23 protein-coding genes are annotated in these 14346 nt (G+C 71.4%); 12 read left to right on the forward strand and 11 right to left on the reverse strand.

Translation table 11 applies throughout. The annotated features are described in order from the left end of the window. Window positions 1-17 precede the first annotated feature (17 nt). The 7 genes from ACTWPW_RS00205 to ACTWPW_RS00235 form a co-directional block, all read right to left on the reverse strand. A complete protein-coding gene (locus ACTWPW_RS00205; protein WP_364118407.1) occupies window positions 18-737 on the reverse strand; it encodes a methyltransferase domain-containing protein in 720 nt (239 codons plus the stop codon). Between the two features lie 101 nt (window positions 738-838). Next, on the reverse strand, window positions 839-1210 hold the full coding sequence (locus tag ACTWPW_RS00210; RefSeq protein ID WP_443167547.1) for a hypothetical protein: 372 nt from the start codon (window positions 1208-1210) through the stop codon (window positions 839-841). 170 nt (window positions 1211-1380) lie between these two features. Next, window positions 1381-1791, reverse strand: coding sequence for a transcription antitermination factor NusB (gene nusB, locus ACTWPW_RS00215; RefSeq protein ID WP_357728756.1), 411 nt, complete (start codon window positions 1789-1791; stop codon window positions 1381-1383). 1 nt (window position 1792) lies between these two features. Beyond that, entirely contained in the window at window positions 1793-2353 is a 561-nt protein-coding gene (gene efp / locus ACTWPW_RS00220) for an elongation factor P (RefSeq protein WP_364118404.1), read from the reverse strand. A gap of 25 nt (window positions 2354-2378) precedes the next feature. Beyond that, a complete protein-coding gene (locus tag ACTWPW_RS00225; RefSeq protein ID WP_443167548.1) occupies window positions 2379-3416 on the reverse strand; it encodes a M24 family metallopeptidase in 1038 nt (345 codons plus the stop codon). Window positions 3417-3487: 71 nt separating this feature from the next. Then, entirely contained in the window at window positions 3488-5164 is a 1677-nt protein-coding gene (locus ACTWPW_RS00230) for a serine/threonine-protein kinase (protein WP_443167549.1), read from the reverse strand. A gap of 125 nt (window positions 5165-5289) precedes the next feature. Next, the gene (locus tag ACTWPW_RS00235; RefSeq protein ID WP_443167550.1) at window positions 5290-5424 is read right to left on the reverse strand and encodes a hypothetical protein; all 135 of its coding nucleotides are present in this window, start codon (window positions 5422-5424) and stop codon (window positions 5290-5292) included. A 42-nt stretch (window positions 5425-5466) separates the two neighbouring features. Here ACTWPW_RS00235 and ACTWPW_RS00240 point away from each other — a divergent pair, with 42 nt between their 5' ends. The 11 genes from ACTWPW_RS00240 to ACTWPW_RS00290 all read left to right on the forward strand — a co-directional run bounded on the left by ACTWPW_RS00240 (window position 5467) and on the right by ACTWPW_RS00290 (window position 12524). Then, window positions 5467-5862, forward strand: a complete 396-nt coding sequence (locus tag ACTWPW_RS00240; protein WP_443167551.1) for a hypothetical protein — start codon at window positions 5467-5469, stop codon at window positions 5860-5862. Continuing rightward, window positions 5859-6233: a hypothetical protein gene (locus ACTWPW_RS00245; protein ID WP_443167552.1), complete on the forward strand. Its 375-nt coding sequence runs from the start codon at window positions 5859-5861 to the stop codon at window positions 6231-6233. Before ACTWPW_RS00240 ends, ACTWPW_RS00245 begins: the two co-directional genes overlap by 4 nt. Continuing rightward, the gene (locus tag ACTWPW_RS00250; protein ID WP_443167553.1) at window positions 6233-6607 is read left to right on the forward strand and encodes a hypothetical protein; all 375 of its coding nucleotides are present in this window, start codon (window positions 6233-6235) and stop codon (window positions 6605-6607) included. Before ACTWPW_RS00245 ends, ACTWPW_RS00250 begins: the two co-directional genes overlap by 1 nt. A gap of 248 nt (window positions 6608-6855) precedes the next feature. After that, entirely contained in the window at window positions 6856-7488 is a 633-nt protein-coding gene (locus ACTWPW_RS00255; RefSeq protein ID WP_443167554.1) for an HAD family hydrolase, read from the forward strand. 72 nt (window positions 7489-7560) lie between these two features. Beyond that, window positions 7561-8742 (forward strand): helix-turn-helix domain-containing protein, encoded by a 1182-nt coding sequence (locus ACTWPW_RS00260; RefSeq protein ID WP_443167555.1) that lies wholly within the window; start codon window positions 7561-7563, stop codon window positions 8740-8742. 59 nt (window positions 8743-8801) lie between these two features. Then, window positions 8802-9071 (forward strand): hypothetical protein, encoded by a 270-nt coding sequence (locus ACTWPW_RS00265; RefSeq protein ID WP_443167556.1) that lies wholly within the window; start codon window positions 8802-8804, stop codon window positions 9069-9071. Continuing rightward, window positions 9058-9339, forward strand: coding sequence for a hypothetical protein (locus tag ACTWPW_RS00270; RefSeq protein WP_443167557.1), 282 nt, complete (start codon window positions 9058-9060; stop codon window positions 9337-9339). Before ACTWPW_RS00265 ends, ACTWPW_RS00270 begins: the two co-directional genes overlap by 14 nt. Next, on the forward strand, window positions 9336-9659 hold the full coding sequence (locus ACTWPW_RS00275) for a hypothetical protein (RefSeq protein ID WP_443167558.1): 324 nt from the start codon (window positions 9336-9338) through the stop codon (window positions 9657-9659). Before ACTWPW_RS00270 ends, ACTWPW_RS00275 begins: the two co-directional genes overlap by 4 nt. 533 nt (window positions 9660-10192) lie before the next feature. Further along, entirely contained in the window at window positions 10193-10426 is a 234-nt protein-coding gene (locus tag ACTWPW_RS00280; RefSeq protein ID WP_443167559.1) for a hypothetical protein, read from the forward strand. Further along, window positions 10423-11352: a radical SAM/SPASM domain-containing protein gene (locus ACTWPW_RS00285; protein WP_443167560.1), complete on the forward strand. Its 930-nt coding sequence runs from the start codon at window positions 10423-10425 to the stop codon at window positions 11350-11352. Before ACTWPW_RS00280 ends, ACTWPW_RS00285 begins: the two co-directional genes overlap by 4 nt. A gap of 8 nt (window positions 11353-11360) precedes the next feature. Further along, on the forward strand, window positions 11361-12524 hold the full coding sequence (locus ACTWPW_RS00290; RefSeq protein ID WP_443167561.1) for a methyltransferase domain-containing protein: 1164 nt from the start codon (window positions 11361-11363) through the stop codon (window positions 12522-12524). On the opposite strand, the gene ACTWPW_RS00295 is transcribed toward ACTWPW_RS00290, so the two are convergent. The 3 genes from ACTWPW_RS00295 to ACTWPW_RS00305 form a co-directional block, all read right to left on the reverse strand. Continuing rightward, complete coding sequence (locus ACTWPW_RS00295) at window positions 12521-12760, reverse strand: GntR family transcriptional regulator (protein ID WP_443167562.1); 240 nt, start codon at window positions 12758-12760, stop codon at window positions 12521-12523. The two genes, ACTWPW_RS00290 and ACTWPW_RS00295, sit on opposite strands and share 4 nt — an antisense overlap. Before the next feature lie 192 nt (window positions 12761-12952). After that, the gene (locus ACTWPW_RS00300) at window positions 12953-13195 is read right to left on the reverse strand and encodes a hypothetical protein (RefSeq protein ID WP_443167563.1); all 243 of its coding nucleotides are present in this window, start codon (window positions 13193-13195) and stop codon (window positions 12953-12955) included. Between the two features lie 10 nt (window positions 13196-13205). Next, a complete protein-coding gene (locus ACTWPW_RS00305; protein WP_443167564.1) occupies window positions 13206-13511 on the reverse strand; it encodes a hypothetical protein in 306 nt (101 codons plus the stop codon). A gap of 81 nt (window positions 13512-13592) precedes the next feature. Between ACTWPW_RS00305 and ACTWPW_RS00310 the strand changes: the two genes are divergently transcribed. After that, window positions 13593-13736: a hypothetical protein gene (locus ACTWPW_RS00310; protein ID WP_443167565.1), complete on the forward strand. Its 144-nt coding sequence runs from the start codon at window positions 13593-13595 to the stop codon at window positions 13734-13736. 349 nt (window positions 13737-14085) lie between these two features. On the opposite strand, the gene ACTWPW_RS00315 is transcribed toward ACTWPW_RS00310, so the two are convergent. Further along, a complete protein-coding gene (locus ACTWPW_RS00315) occupies window positions 14086-14334 on the reverse strand; it encodes a hypothetical protein (protein ID WP_443167566.1) in 249 nt (82 codons plus the stop codon). Between the last annotated feature and the right edge of the window lie 12 nt (window positions 14335-14346).

The raw sequence follows: 14346 nt of genomic DNA on the forward strand, positions 1-14346 counted from the left end.
CTTCCCTTCCTGTGGCCTCAGGCCCGGTGTCCGAGCACGTGCAGCTGTGTCGCGATGTCGCGCAGCACCGGATGGGTCGCGGCGGCGTGCTCGAGGGCCACCAGCGCCTCCGCGGCGCCCGGCTCACCGTCCACGAGCCTGCTCGGCACCAGGTCGGCGAAGACCCGCACGCCGTGGATGGCGCCGACCGTGAACCCGGTCGCGGTCAGCAGCTCGACCAGCGTGTCGGCGGCGAACCGCCGGGGCGTGGGATCGCGGTCGCCCCAGCTCCCGCAGGGATCGGCCAGCACGGCCCGGGCCTCGTCGAACTGCCCGGTCAGCGCCCGGTGGATGGCGCTGGCGACGGGGTTGGCGGCCAGCACGCTCACGGCGCCGCCCCTGCGCAGCAGGCCCGCGACCGCGGTCAGAGCGCTGATCGGGTCTTCCACGTATTCCAGCACGCTGTGGCACAGGACCAGGTCGGCGACGTCGCGGCTGAGCAGGTCGGCGAGGTCGGCGGCGTCGCCCTGGAGGCCGCGCACCCCCACGCCGCTCTCCTTGGCGCGCCGCTCCAGCGCGGCCAGCGAGTCGGGGCTCGGGTCGACGACGGTGACGGCGTGACCGAGCGCGGCCAGCGGCACGGCGAACCCGCCGGTGCCGCCACCGGCGTCGACGATGTCGAGTGACTCGCGGCCGGTGGCCGCAGTGCGCTCGGCCAGCATGGACCGCAACGCGTCCCAGACGACGGCGGTCCGCACCGCCGGGGTCCTCGTGACGCCTTCAGCACGCAACGTCGGCTCGCCTCCCTCTCCCTCGCGAACGCGCACCTCGCGAGCGGCTTTCCTGGACGGGGCCCAGCCTACGCCGTACGCGGGAGCTCCCGCTCCCCACCGGCGAGACCCGTTCCTCGCGCTCGGCCGTCGAAGCCGGCCGCCGGCCGCCCCGGCGCCCGTAACCGCCAGGCGCCGGCCGGCGGCTCGCCCATCTCCCCCGCGTCCGCCGCCCCGAACCGCACGAGCACGATGGCGTGGCCGTCGTGGCGGGGCGTGGTGCAGAACGTGGCCGGGCCGGCGGCGAGGAGCGCGTCCTTCTCCCCTTCAGTGGCCGGCGAGGGAGGCGACCGGCAGCACCAGCAGGTCGCCCTCCTGCCTGGCCCGGGGCGGGCGTGCCGTACATGGTCTTCTCGTGGCGGGGATACGGAAATGGCGCGTCGCGGCTGGTGACGCGCCATTTCCTCCGTACAGGCCGCGGGTGCGCGGCCACACGGTCAGGCCCCGCCGTAGCGGGTGGTGTGACGCCTGACCGCGCGGCAGTACACGTCCCTCGCCTCGCGAGCCGTGCAGGCCGGCGTGGTTGGAACGTACCCCGAACGGGCGGGCCCGGCCCGCCGAAAAGGGGTGTCTAAAGGGTGAGGCTTGGCTTGAGTTGCTTGAAGCGGGCCAGCAGGCCGTTGACGAACTGGGGCGACTCGTCGGTCGAGAGCTCCCCCGCCAGGTGCACCCACTCGCTGATGACCACGCCCTCGGGCACGCCGGGCATCCACAGCAGCTCGTACGTGCCGCCGCGCAGCAGGTTGCGGTCGACCGCGGGCATCCGGTCGAGCGTCCAGCCCTCGGCGTAGGTGGTGATCAGCTCGTCGATGCGCGCGTGGTGCCTGGCGACGCCCTCGACGATGGTCGAGGTGTATTCGTTCACCGGCGGCTCCTGACGCTCCACGCGCTCAGCGAGGATCTTCAGCGGATCCTCGCTGCGCAGTTCGGCCTCGAAGAGAATGTCGAGCGCTCTCCTGCGTGCTTTGCCGCGTGCCGACACCTCAGGCCCGGCCGAGGTATTCGCCGCTGCGGGTGTCGACCTTGACCTTTTCGCCGGTGGTGATGAAGAGCGGGACCTTGATCTCGGCGCCGGTCTCCAGCGTGGCGGGCTTGGTGCCGCCGGTGGAGCGGTCGCCCTGCAGGCCGGGCTCGGTGTTGGAGATGGTCAGCTCGACGGCGGCGGGCAGGTCGACGTAGAGCGCGGAGCCCTCGTTGAACGCGACCGTGGCGAGGGTGTTCTCCAGCATGTAGCTGGCGGCGGTGCCGACGGTGCCGCTGGGCACGTTGACCATGTCGTAGGTCTCGGTGTCCATGAACACGAAGTCGTCGCCGTCCTTGTACGAATACTGCATCTCCCGCTTGTCGACGTTGGCCACCTCGACCTTGACGCCGGCGTTGAAGGTCTTGTCGACGACCTTTCCGGAGAGCACGTTCTTGAGTTTGGTGCGCACGAACGCGCCGCCCTTGCCCGGCTTGACGTGCTGGAACTCCACAACGGCCCACAGCTCCCCGCCGTCGAGCTTCAGCACCATGCCGTTCTTGAGGTCGTTGGTCGTCGCCACTCGTTCTCTCCCGCGTGTGGCCGCTCTAAAGGACGAGCAGCTCCTTGGTCGTCTTGGTGAAAAGTTCCGGCCCGCCCTCACGTGTCACGAGGGTGTCCTCGATGCGAACCCCACCCCGGCCCGGGAGGTAGACCCCGGGCTCGACGGTGATCGGAACTCGATCCTCTAGTCTACCGGTCCTGGCGGGGCCCAGGAACGGCTCCTCATGGATCTCCAGGCCGACACCGTGGCCCAGGCCGTGCCTGAAGTGACCGCCGTGGCCGGCGTTCTCGATGACGGAACGGGCCGCCGCGTCCACCTCTCCCGCCCCGGCCCCGGGGGTGAGCGCGTGCCGGCCGGCCCGCTGCGCCTCGGCGACGAGGTCGTACAGCTCGCGTTGCCAGGTTGCGGGCGGGCCGATACTGACCGTTCTGGTCATGTCGGCGTGGTAGCCCCGGTAGCGCGCGCCGAAGTCCATGGTCACCAGGTCGCCGGCGCGCAGCTCCCGCTCGGTGGGCACGTGGTGCGGGACGGCACCGTTCTCGCCGGCGGCCACGATCGTGTCGAACGCGGGCTTGTCGGCGCCGAGCTCGGTCATGCGGTCCTCCAGGAGGCGGGCGAGGCCGCGCTCGGTGAGCCCAGGGGCGATCCGCGCGGAGACGTCGGCGAACGCCTGGTCGGTGATGGCGCAGGCGGTACGGATCCGCTCCAGCTCCCCGTCGTCCTTGACCGCCCGCAGCAGCTCGACCACCGGCCCCAGCGGGACGAGCCCCTCCCCCAGCTGGTGGTAGGTCGCCACGCTCATGCTCCCCGCCTCGATCCCGACGCCCGGCGCCGCCAGCCGGCCCGCCACGTCCGGCGCCTCGACGCACGGCACGTCCAGAGTGCGCGCCGCCTCGATGTAGCGGTTGTCGGTGGCCAGCAGCGCCGTCCCGTCGGCCCTGACCAGGACGGCCGCGTTCGAGCTGACCAGCCCGGTGAGGTACCGGACGTTGACGGGGGAGGTGACGAGCAGGGCGTGGACCTCCCGGCCGGGCAGCAGCCCGGCGAGCCGCGCCCGGCGGGCCGGGTAGTCGAAGGTCATTGGGACAATGTACGCGTCATGACCCATGCGTCACTATTGCCCGCCTCGTCCCATCGGATCCCCGGCGGCCGCTACCTCTGCGGGAGCCGCCAGTCCCTGAGGAAGTCCGAGGCCGGCCCGGTCGGCTCCATCTCGCCCTTCTCCTGAGCCCTCAGCAGGTCGTCGTAGATACCGGCGATGTGGTTCAGCGTGGAGTCGACTTGGCCCTCCTGGAGCTTCCTGGCCGCCTTCCTGAGCTTCTCGCGGGCCTTGCCGGCCACTTCGGGGCTGATGCCGTTCATGCTCTGCTGGGCCATCAGCGCCTGGTCGAACTCCGCCAGCCACTTGCCGTACCCGCCGGCCGGGATCTCCCGGCCCAGCGTGGCCTTGGGCGGCGCCGTCCCGCGCAGGGAGGTCGGGTCCTCGCCCCCGAGCGTGGTCACGATGCCCGGGGAGGGCTCGCCGGTGGGGGTGGGGGTACTGGCGGGCGGGGTGCTGGCGGGCGGGGACGTGGTGGTGGGGACGGCGACGGGGGTGGGCAGCGCGACCGGCGGCTCCTCCCGCGCCCCCGCCCACAGCACCATGCCCACGGTCACGGCCGCGATGGCGGCGACGGCCGCGCCGAGCTGGATGACGAGCTTGCGGTTCGGGGCCGGGTCACGGCCGGGTTCGAGGTCGCCGGCCTGGTAGACCGCGGTGTCACCGGCCCGCGGCGGCCGGCCGGGGCCTCCGGCCGCGCCGACGTGGAAGACCTCGGTGGCCCCGTGCCCGCCGCCGGCACCTCCGGCACCCGCCCCCGTGAGCCCGGCGCCCGCGCCTGACGGCAGGGCGCTCTCGCGCAGGGAGACGCCGGTCACGGGCGGGCCCGCCGGACCGGCCGGACCGGCCGGACCGGCCGGGGCGGCCGGGGCGACCGGGGCGACCGGGGCGACCGGGGCGACCGGGGCGACCGGGGCGACCGGGGCGACCGGGGCGGCCTTCGGGCGGGCGATGGCGGCCAGGGCGCGCCGGATCGACTCCCCGCTGGCCGGCCGCTTCGCGGGATCCGCGGCGATCATGGCCAGCACCAGCCGATCCAGCTCGGCGGGCACCTCGGCCCTGATTGTGCTGGGCGGCGCGACGGGCTGTCCCGCGCGAGCCGGCTCGTCCTCGAGCTGCTGTGCGGGCGGCCGCCCGCACAGCAGCTCGTAGCAGACGCACCCGAGCGCGTACACGTCCCCGGGGGCCTGCGCCGCCTCCCCGGCGGCCCGCTCGGGCGCCTGGTACCGGCCGTTCCCCTGGGCCCGCTCGTCCATCCCGAACCCGACCACCTTGAGCACGCCGCTCGCGGCCAGCCGGAAGCTGTCCGGATCGACCTGGCCGTGCACGATCCCGGCCCGGTGGGCGGCGTCGAGCCCGGCCGCCGCCTGCCCGACCAGGTCGCACACTTCCACGATCTTCATGGGCCCGCGCGCGGCCAGCTCCTCGCCGAGGCTGAGCCCGGTGAGGTACTCCATCACCAGGAAAGGGGCGCCGTCGTGGTCGCCGACGTCCAGCACCATGGCCACGTTCGGATGGATGACCCTGGCCACGGCCTGGGCGTGCTGCCTGAGCACCTCCCGCGTGGCGGCACCGGCGGCCTTGGCGCCGAGCACCTTCACGGCCACGACCCAGTCGGCCCGCGTGTCGTACCCCCGCCACACCTCGCCCATCGGCCCGCTGCCGATGCGCTCGTCAAGCCGGTACCGGTCGGCGACCAAGGACGGCGTGCGCTCCGTAGCGTCGGACATATCCCCGCCAATTACTCGAACATCAGGATTTCCGACCCACCATAGGCCCCCACGGCACCTGACGCCCCACGATCGCCGGCGCACGGATGAGGGGGGCGGTCGGCCCGCCCCCCTCGCACGTCGGATCAGGCCGCCGCGGCCGCGGGCACGCGCGGGGCTGACGCCTCGTCGAGCGGCTGCGACGGCGCGTTGAAGACCGCCGTGTCCAGGCGGCCCTCCGAGCGCGCCACCAGCACCGGCACCACCATCTGGCCGGTCACGTTCGTAAGGGGACGTTGCATATGATGTGAAGGCAGGGTCTGATGACCGCTCCTCCCCCCATCATCTCTCCGGAGGCTTCCCCAGGCCCGGTCTTGGGCGCAATCCTCGAATACGTGCGAGTCCGCATCCACATCACCGAGGGCCAGCGCGCCGCGCTGATCGCGGTGCTCGACCGCTCCCCCGAGGAGGACGTGCGCGTCGCGGCGTTCACCCTCTCCATCGACCACGCGGACCCGATCGGGTGGCTGGAGGCCCGGCTCGCTGAGTGGCCCCGTGGCGCGTTCCCGCGGGCCAGCCTGTACGCGGTCCAGCGGAAACTCTCGCAGGCGATCCAGGGTCAGGTTGAACCTGACCTCTCGGCGACCGAAGCGACTGAGCCCCTGGGTCAGGCTCAGCCTGACCTCGGAACGCCGAGCAGCGAGGAGGCGGGGTCATGACCGAGCTGACCTCTGTCGCGACTGCACGGCAGATCGCCGACCTGGCTGAGGAGCTCGCGTCGCTCACCGCCGAGGGCCTGCCCGACATCCTGATCGCGCTGAGCAGGGCCACCACTCACATCGCGGACTTCGTGGCCGCCGCCCCCGCGCACTACCCGCACGTGGCCAAGCGCGCCGCCAACCAGCTCCATGACGCAGCTGGTGCGCTGGAGCTCGCGCTGAACGAAGAGCTCAACCCGCCGGACCCGGCCGACGACTCCGAGCGGCTGTATCTCGCCGAGGTCGAGCGCCAGAACGCGGCCGAGGTCGTCGAGCTGCTCGACCTGCCGTCTGGTCGGTACCCGGAGCTCATGCTGGGCGGTGAGCTCTGATGGCCCGCCGCGACCACGTGACCGAGCCCGAGCAGCTCGCCGCCAACCTGATCCGGTTCTTCCGAACCATGGAGAACCACGCCGCGGGCGACCCGGCCAACCTGGTCTACATCGACGAACTCCAGGAGGCGCTGCGCGAGGCCAAGCTCCGGGCGATCGCCCGGGCGGGCAGCGCGGCCCAGGAGGGCGGCGACTACAGCATCAACCACATCGCCGGGATCCTCGGGATCCGGAAGCAGTCCGTGCACGAACTGATGCGCAAGGGCATGGCGTTGATCGCCGAGCAGCGGGCCCGGCTCGGTGTCGTATCTCTGCGGGAGCGGCGCCGGGCCCGCCTGGAGGCCGCCGGTGTGCCGGACCGGCGCGCGAGCTGAACGCGAAGACTGCCCCGCCGGGTCCACGAGCCGGGCGGGGCAGTTGGCATCCAGATGTATCAGGATTCTTCTACTTGGTGGAACGATCTTCTACCTCGGCGGAGAGTGGTGCACCCGCACCAGTTGTGCAGCGATGCACACGAGCTACCGTCATGTTTCGGCCGCACCACCGGGTGCGCCGCACGGTCAGGCAGCCCCCCAGGCGTCGTCCTGGCCGTGCGGTCCACGGGGAGTCATACGCTTTGCCTGTGCTGACCTTCGCCTTCGACGTCGGCGAAACCATCGTTCGCGACGACCGCTACTGGGCTTCCTGGGCCGACTGGCTCGACATCCCCCGCCATACGCTCTCCGCACTCGTCGGCGCCGTGGTGGCCCAAAACCGAGACAACGCCGACGCCCTCCGCCTCCTCCGCCCCGGAATCAACGTCGACGCCGAGTACGCAGCCCGCGAGGCAGCCGGCCGCGGCGAACGCATCGAGGAGGAGGATCTCTATCCCGACGTCCGGCCCGCGCTGACCGCGCTACGAGCGGCCGGCCACCGCACGCTGATCGCGGGCAATCAGACCGGACGTGCCGCCGACCTGCTGCGCGGTCTCGACCTGCCAGTTGACGGGATCGCCACGTCGGGCGAGTGGGGCGTCGCCAAGCCGGACCCGGCGTTCTTCGCCCGCCTGGCCAAGTTCGCGGATGCCCCACCAGACCGGATCGTGTACGTTGGCGACCATCCGGCCAACGACGTCATGCCCGCCCGGGCGGCCGGACTGCGGACTGCGCACATCCGCCGCGGGCCATGGGGCCACCTCTGGGCCGACACCCCCGTTGCCGCCGCGGCTGACTGGCAGATCAACAGCCTGCTCGATCTCCCGAGTCTCGCCAGGTAGCGCGAACCTCTGGGCGAAGCCGTCACCAGGCAGCTACAGTCCGAGGTGACACGCCTCCCACCGGAGCCCCCAATGCCTTCAGCCCCACGCGGCAGGCTCGGCAAGCGCATCGCCTACCACCGCAGCGTCGCCCGCCTCACGCAGAAGCAGCTGGCCGACGCCGCCGACATTCACCTCGGCACGCTGACGAAGATCGAGCGCGGGGCGCGGGGGGCGAGCGACAGCGTCGTGGAGTCGATCGCGGCCGCGCTCGGCATCGACCCGTCGCTGCTGCTGGCCGATCGGGCGCAGGCGAGTTCCCGCATCAAGGCGGCAATCCCCGCCCTCTCCGCCGCGATCGCGGCCTACGACGTGCCCGACGACACGCCGGTCCGGGCCCTGCCCCTGCTGCAGGGTGCCGTGGCAGAAGCGGTGGCCTGGCGACTGGCCGCCCAGTACGTGCGCATCGCCCGGCAGGTGCCCGAACTCCTGGGCGAGCTGTTCCGCGCGCTCCAGGCCGCGCCGCCCCAGCACCAGCCCGACGTGGCACGGCTGGTCGCGTCCGCATGCAGGTCAGCCGACGCCGTCGCCTACAAGTTCGGCGCCCACGATCTCAGCGCCCGGCTCATCGATCTGATGCGCTGGGCCGCCCCGCACGCGGACGACGACATCCTGAACAGCGTGGTCGCCTACGTCCGTACCGAGACGTTCTTCGCCGCCGACGCCCACGCGCAGGGCCTCCGCGCCCTGGAGGTCGCGCTCGACTCCGCTGCTTCGCCGGGCAGCGCAGCAGCCATCGCAGCCCGCGGTGCCCTCCACATGCGGGCAGCGGTCATCGCTGGGCGGGCCGGCGACGTGCACGCGTCCGACACCCACCTCAGGGAGGCGCGCCTCCTCGGCGACCAGGTGCCCGAAGCGATCTACTCGGGGACGGCGTTCGGGCCGTCGTCCGTGCGCATCCATGAGGTGTCGGTCGCCGTGAGCCTCGGCAGCGAGCACGTACACCGGGCCCTGGAGGTCGCCCGCGAGTGGGCGCCGCCGCCGGAGCTTCCGGCCGAGCGGCGGTCCGGGTTCTACATCGAGCTGGCCCGCGCTCAGCTCTGGTCGGGTCTACCGGACGACGCGTTCGAGTCGCTGAAGGTCGCGCGGAAGATCGCACCGCAGCACACCCGCGACCACCAGTGGGTGCGGGAGGACACGGCCACGCTGCGCAGGCTGAAGCGCGCCGACGCCGAGAGCCTCACCAGCTTCGCCGAGTGGTGTCACGCCACCTGATACAGGGGTAACCCACACTGGGTTACTTACGGCCTCGCCGCGCCGCCACCATCTGACCCATGACGGAGTCAGCAGCACCGGCCGCACCGATCGAAGTGCGCGACTCCGTCAGCATCGCGCGTCTGCACGGCTTGGCCTGCATCGACTGCGGCGCCGTGACGAAGTGCCTTCAATCTGCCGGATTCGTGATGCACCGCGGCCGCCTCTGGCCCGTCGTCGCCTGCGAAACCCACGTCGCCAGGCATAAGCCGCCCCTGGGCCACGCGACGTCACCGCGCGCCCAGGGACTTGATCAGGAAGCGAGGCTCCTGACCCATGAGCAAATCTAGTCCGCCGAGGGTGCTCCCTGATGAGGACTTCCTCTACTCCTGGGCCGCCCGCGATGAAGAGCGCGGGTCGTGCGGTGTGACCCGGGAGCGGGGTCGGGCAGCCCGAAACGTACGCCAGGCCCTGGCCACGCTCGCCCCGGACGCCTCCGGAGAGATCGAGGTGGTACGGCTCGACCGTGACGCCCGCCGACCGACCTACGTCCACGGAGCGGTCGTGGCGCGATTCGGCCGACCGACGACCGAGCCTGACGGCGGCGATGCCGCATGATGAGCGACGCCGAGCTGGACAACCTCCTGGCCACCTCGCAGCGGGTACTGCGCACGATCGTCGACAAGCTCGCGCTCTCGCCGGCCGCGGCCGACCGCCAGCTGGCGCTGATGCAGATGGCGTTCCCTGAGTGGCGGCTCTTCCACCAGGCCAACGGCCTGAACCAGGTGTCGTGGTGCGCCGCGTTGCGGTTCAGCGTGACGACCACGATGCGGCAGGCAGGCGTCGCCCGAAGGGTCCGGTGCACCAGCGCGCATCGCCTCGGCGAAGTCCTCCTTCGTCAGCTGGAGCTGTTCGACCGGATCCGCGAGGCGGGATAGCTGATGTATCCGGCCCGTGCGATACCCGTATCTCCGCCGCCCGCCGTTGAGGACGTGTGCCGCTTCTGCCGGGCCACGATCCGCCAGGTGAAGGCGGTGCCGATCGCCACCGAGTATTGGGAAGCGACCGAGCCACAGCCCGGCGTCCCCCTGACGAACGCGTGCGCCGCGCGGCCGACGACCCCTGGCGTCTTCGGCCCGCACGAGCCCGCATGACGGCCCGTCCTGCCTGCCTGCGAATGGCCGGCTGGCCGGGCGGTGGTCCCGCACGCACCCCTCCGGGTGCGGGGCCACCACAAGCAGGCGCGGCGGCAGTCCAGGAGCCGCCACCGCGTCACCGACCGGCCCCCGCCTTGTGCCCTGCGGGGCGGGGGCCATCCAACCGTCCGGCTCCTGGGCAGGCTGCCGGGCACGGGGGCCGGGGTCCGTCCTCACGTCGATTCTGCAGACCCCGGCCCCTCCACGAGCAGGCGCGGCGGCGAGCCCTCCCAGGCGTCCGCCGCCGCGCCGCCCTGAGGGAGGCAACCAGAGCCATGATCACCGCGACGGACTTGGTAGGCCCGCTGATCGTGATAGCCGCCGCCATCAGCGTCCGGCCGATCGTCAGGCGGATGGACGTGCTCGCCCTGGCGAACCCGTCGCACATGTGCGACAGATGCCGGGCCGACCGCCGCACCCTCCCCCTCCAAGCCCGCGCGCTCATGCCCGGCTGCGGCAACCCATCCTGCGCCACCCACCCCCGCTACGCAGAAAGGACGCGACCATGACCAGCCCGGCACCCCCCGCCCTGGATTTCATGTGGCTGGAGATCACCGGCAAGTGCCAGCTCGAATGCCGCCACTGCTACAACGAGTCCGGGCCGAAAGGCACAGACGGCAGCATGGGCTACAGCGACTGGATCGCCGCCATCGACCAGGCCGCCGCCCTCGGCGTAAGCATGGTGCAGTTCATCGGTGGCGAGCCGACCTTGTACGCCGGCCTGCCTGGCCTGCTCACGCGCGCCCTCTCCGTTGGCATGGAGGTGGAGGTGTACTCGAACCTCGTGCACGTGCGCCCTCAGATGTGGGAGCTGTTCTCGCAGCCGAGGGTCCGACTCGCGACCAGCTACTACAGCGACAACGCGGCCCAGCATCGGCAGATCACCGGCCGCCCCAGCCTGCCCCGCACTCGTGCCAACATCGCCCGAGCAGTCGAGGCTGGCATACCGCTCCGGGTTGGCATCATCGACCTCGGCGACGAACAGCGCATCGAGCAGGCGCACGCCGATCTCACCAGTCTCGGAGTCACCAACATCGGGACCGACCGCATGCGCCTCCTCGGCCGGGCGGCACACGGCGGATGCGACGTCTCGGAGCTGTGCGGCCGGTGCGGTGATGGGATCGCGGCGATCCTGCCGGACGGCACCATCGCGCCCTGCCCTCTCGCCCGCTGGCTGACTGCCGGGAACGTCACGAAGGACTCGCTCGCCGAGCTGGCGCCCCGCGTGCGTTCCATCGCCGCGAGTCAGATCGGGCCGGCCCATCCGGACGCCTGCAGGCCGCCGTGCGAGCCGCAGTGCACGCCAGGCTGCAACCCTTCCGTGGATGAGCCAGGCGGCGGTGACGGGTGCACCCCCAAGCAGAACTGCCAACCGAACCAGTCGTGCAAGCCCCAGATGCCGTGCCAGCCCGACGTATCCTGCAAGCCGAAGTGAGGATCCCCATGACCATCGATCCGTGGGTCGACGGGCGCATCGACGCCCTGGACGAATACCTGGTCGCCGCGGGCGTGCTCTCCCCCAACTGTCCCGATAGCCGCTTCTGGCGCGGCGCTCTGCGCAGGGTCCCCCGCCACCTGTTCGTCCCGCGCCGCGCGTGGATGCAGCCGCAGGACGACCGGGAAGAAGAGCTGATCGACCAGGACACCGATCCTGCATTCTGGTACCACACCGTCTACAGCAACACCGCGCTCATCACACAGAGGGGCGATGGGACCGCCGACGTGGCCGACAGGAGCGCACCCCCCACCTCCTCCACGTCGTCTCCTCACGTCGTGTTCGAGTTCCTGCGCCTGCTCAACCCTCAAGACGAGCACCGGGTCCTGGAGATCGGCACCGGCACCGGGTGGACGGCTGCTCTGCTCGCTGAGCGGGTGGGTGACAGCCAGGTCACCACGGTGGAGGTCGACAAGAGCATCGCGGAGGTGGCCGCTGAGAACCTCAAGGCGGCTGACTACGGGCCGACACTCCTCGTCGGCGACGGCGCCCTGGGCGCCCCGGACCATGCGCCATATGACAGGGTGCACGTCACCTGCGGCGTGCGGGACATCCCTTACCCGTGGGTCGAGCAGGCCCGGCCCGGCGCGGTGATCGTCATGCCGTGGATGCCAGCGCACGGCGGCTGGGGTCAGCGCCTGCGCCTGGACGTCCTCGACGACGGCACCGCAGTGGGCAGTTTCCACGGCACCTGCAAGTACATGATGATGCGCGCTCAGCGGCTGGAGGCCTGGCCGCCCTACCCGGACGACGGCATGCAGAGCAGCACATGGGTTGACCCTCGCGAGCCGTGGAACGCGCTCGATGACGGTTTCGGCCTGCACCTGGCCGTCGTCGCGCCTCACCTCACCATCACCACTGCAGGCTGGGAAGGCCAGGAAGACGCGAGCTCAGCGTGGGTGATGCGGCTGCGGGACCTCGCGCACCGCGACGCCTGGGCCGTCATCACCGCCCGCCCTGGCCAGGACGCGCAGGTCTCTCAGAGCGGCGGCCGCCAGCTGTGGCACACCATGGAGGCGACCTACATGGAGTGGCTGAGGGCAGGCCGGCCTGGACCGGGCGCGTACCGAATGACCGTCACACCGAGGGGCCAAGACGTGTGGCTGCGCTAGTCCTTGCCCCGCTGAACGACGTAGATGCCCATGCCGGTGACGGTCTCGACCAGCCCTTCGTCCTTGAGGAGCTGCACAGCCTTGCGGAGGGTGTCTCGGGCGACGCCGAACTCGGCCTCGAGCTCGGTGAGGGAAGGGATGCGGCGACCGGGCGGGATCTGGCCGGACATGATGCGCTGGCGCAGCACGGCGGCGACCTGCTTGTACGGCGGGACCGGTCCCTCCCTGTCGATCATGCGCCGAGCCTATGAGTCTAGGGCAGACGGACCATAGCTAGCCCGGACCACCCCAGGGGCTAGCCGGGGCTAGTAGGGCTGACCTAAAGTCCCATTTGGGACTCCAAGAACCCCCCGGCAGGGACCGGAGATGGGACACCGCCTATGTGAGGTGTGCCGTCCCGGGCGTCAAATCCCTGTCGGGGCCTCCCCTCACGCCGTCTCGGCGCCAGCCTCATCGGGCCCACGCAACTCGGCCAGCGGCACCAGCTCAGCGAGGGCCTCGACGTCGCGGACGTACCCGGGCCCGAGTGCCGCACCGCGCTGGGTGACGCGGAACCACTCCTCCCCCGGAGTTGCCTCGGGATCCACCATCCGAGCGAAGATCAGGTGCGCGCCGAACAACTTCACCGGCTCCACCCTGATGCCGTCCGGCCCCACCAGGTACTGGCCCATGCCGGCCAGGCTACGCGGCGCCCGAAGGTTCGTCACCGGCCGCCCTGGCCGCCTGCCTGAGCGCCGCCTCCGCCTCCTTGGGACCACCGTCACCGTCCCACCGCTTCACCGCCAACAGCGCGTGCAAGGCGGCCATGCGAGCATCCCGCGCCGCCTGCAGTTCGACCCGTTGCTCCTCCGTCACGATCGCTTCTCCAGCAGCAACGGCGACGCTGGACGGCAGCGCATCCGAGATGCGGCGGCACTCGGCATCGGCGGCATCAAACGCCCTCTGCGCCTCGATCGCGGCCGGCGGCGGCGGTGTCAGGTCAGCCATGATCTCCCCCTGCGATGCGGTTCAAGGGGGATCATATGGACACGCCTGCGAGCGATCTTGCGGCGGGTCGAGGATGAGCCCATGCAAGAGGAAGACCTTGACGAGCTCGTGCCAGCCGAGCGCCTGCGCACGGAGCTGGAGGCGCACATCGGGGATGTAGAGCAGCCACCCTCCGAGGTGGGCCAGGCCGTGCGCGCCATGTACCGAGAACGCATGGGTAAGTAGCAGCAGGCCCGCATCACGCTCAACCAGTAGCCCCACACGCAAAGAAGCGGCCCGGCCCTCCGAAGAGGACCGGGCCTTATGTTGCCCCTTGGCCGAAGCCAGCGCCTGAGGCGCATCAGCCGGGGCGGCTGAAGTCTGCGTGCTGGACGGGCTGCAGCTTTGGCCAGCCATTCAACCCGCGCGCAGTGCGGGCACCCCTCCAGCAACCCGCCGCTAAGCCGCCAACCTTTCAACTCAGCGTTGAACGTTGGGCGGGCGCCACGGTTTCCCACGGCAGAGGCGAGGCTCGGCGAACCATTTCCGATCTGGAAATAGTTCGACCAGGCGTTCAGAGTCGTGCAGGGCCAGGCTACCCCTCGACGCGGCCCTGGATGACGAGCGGACGGCCCTGGGCGTCGCGCGGGTCAGCAGTCGGCGTCACCGACCGGCGGATCAGCCACACCGCGATCGCGCCAGCCACGAAGTCCAGCGCGCCGGCGAGCATGGCCGGGTCGAGGAAGCCGGGCAGAGTCACGCCGAAGACGACGACCAGGACGTGCACGAGCGCGGCGAGCACGCCGACGATCGCGCCTTTGATAGCTGCGGGTTCACGGGACATGTCCCCTCCTCA

Source organism: Nonomuraea sp. KM90 (genome assembly GCF_052246675.1).
In the GTDB taxonomy this organism is placed as follows: Bacteria; Actinomycetota; Actinomycetes; order Streptosporangiales; family Streptosporangiaceae; genus Nonomuraea.

Bases quoted from the DNA above. Each gene is read 5' to 3' on its own strand.
- ACTWPW_RS00210 (WP_443167547.1), bottom strand. From the start codon at position 1,210: ATGGCGCGTCACCAGCCGCGACGCGCCATTTCCGTATCCCCGCCACGA.
- ACTWPW_RS00225 (WP_443167548.1), bottom strand. From the start codon at position 3,416: ATGACCTTCGACTACCCGGCCCGCCGGGCGCGGCTCGCCGGGCTGCTG.
- ACTWPW_RS00230 (WP_443167549.1), bottom strand. From the start codon at position 5,164: ATGTCCGACGCTACGGAGCGCACGCCGTCCTTGGTCGCCGACCGGTAC.
- ACTWPW_RS00240 (WP_443167551.1), top strand. From the start codon at position 5,467: ATGACCGCTCCTCCCCCCATCATCTCTCCGGAGGCTTCCCCAGGCCCG.
- ACTWPW_RS00245 (WP_443167552.1), top strand. From the start codon at position 5,859: ATGACCGAGCTGACCTCTGTCGCGACTGCACGGCAGATCGCCGACCTG.
- ACTWPW_RS00250 (WP_443167553.1), top strand. From the start codon at position 6,233: ATGGCCCGCCGCGACCACGTGACCGAGCCCGAGCAGCTCGCCGCCAAC.
- ACTWPW_RS00260 (WP_443167555.1), top strand. From the start codon at position 7,561: ATGCCTTCAGCCCCACGCGGCAGGCTCGGCAAGCGCATCGCCTACCAC.
- ACTWPW_RS00265 (WP_443167556.1), top strand. From the start codon at position 8,802: ATGACGGAGTCAGCAGCACCGGCCGCACCGATCGAAGTGCGCGACTCC.
- ACTWPW_RS00270 (WP_443167557.1), top strand. From the start codon at position 9,058: ATGAGCAAATCTAGTCCGCCGAGGGTGCTCCCTGATGAGGACTTCCTC.
- ACTWPW_RS00275 (WP_443167558.1), top strand. From the start codon at position 9,336: ATGATGAGCGACGCCGAGCTGGACAACCTCCTGGCCACCTCGCAGCGG.
- ACTWPW_RS00280 (WP_443167559.1), top strand. From the start codon at position 10,193: ATGATCACCGCGACGGACTTGGTAGGCCCGCTGATCGTGATAGCCGCC.
- ACTWPW_RS00285 (WP_443167560.1), top strand. From the start codon at position 10,423: ATGACCAGCCCGGCACCCCCCGCCCTGGATTTCATGTGGCTGGAGATC.
- ACTWPW_RS00290 (WP_443167561.1), top strand. From the start codon at position 11,361: ATGACCATCGATCCGTGGGTCGACGGGCGCATCGACGCCCTGGACGAA.
- ACTWPW_RS00295 (WP_443167562.1), bottom strand. From the start codon at position 12,760: ATGATCGACAGGGAGGGACCGGTCCCGCCGTACAAGCAGGTCGCCGCC.
- ACTWPW_RS00300 (WP_443167563.1), bottom strand. From the start codon at position 13,195: ATGGGCCAGTACCTGGTGGGGCCGGACGGCATCAGGGTGGAGCCGGTG.
- ACTWPW_RS00305 (WP_443167564.1), bottom strand. From the start codon at position 13,511: ATGGCTGACCTGACACCGCCGCCGCCGGCCGCGATCGAGGCGCAGAGG.
- ACTWPW_RS00310 (WP_443167565.1), top strand. From the start codon at position 13,593: ATGCAAGAGGAAGACCTTGACGAGCTCGTGCCAGCCGAGCGCCTGCGC.
- ACTWPW_RS00315 (WP_443167566.1), bottom strand. From the start codon at position 14,334: ATGTCCCGTGAACCCGCAGCTATCAAAGGCGCGATCGTCGGCGTGCTC.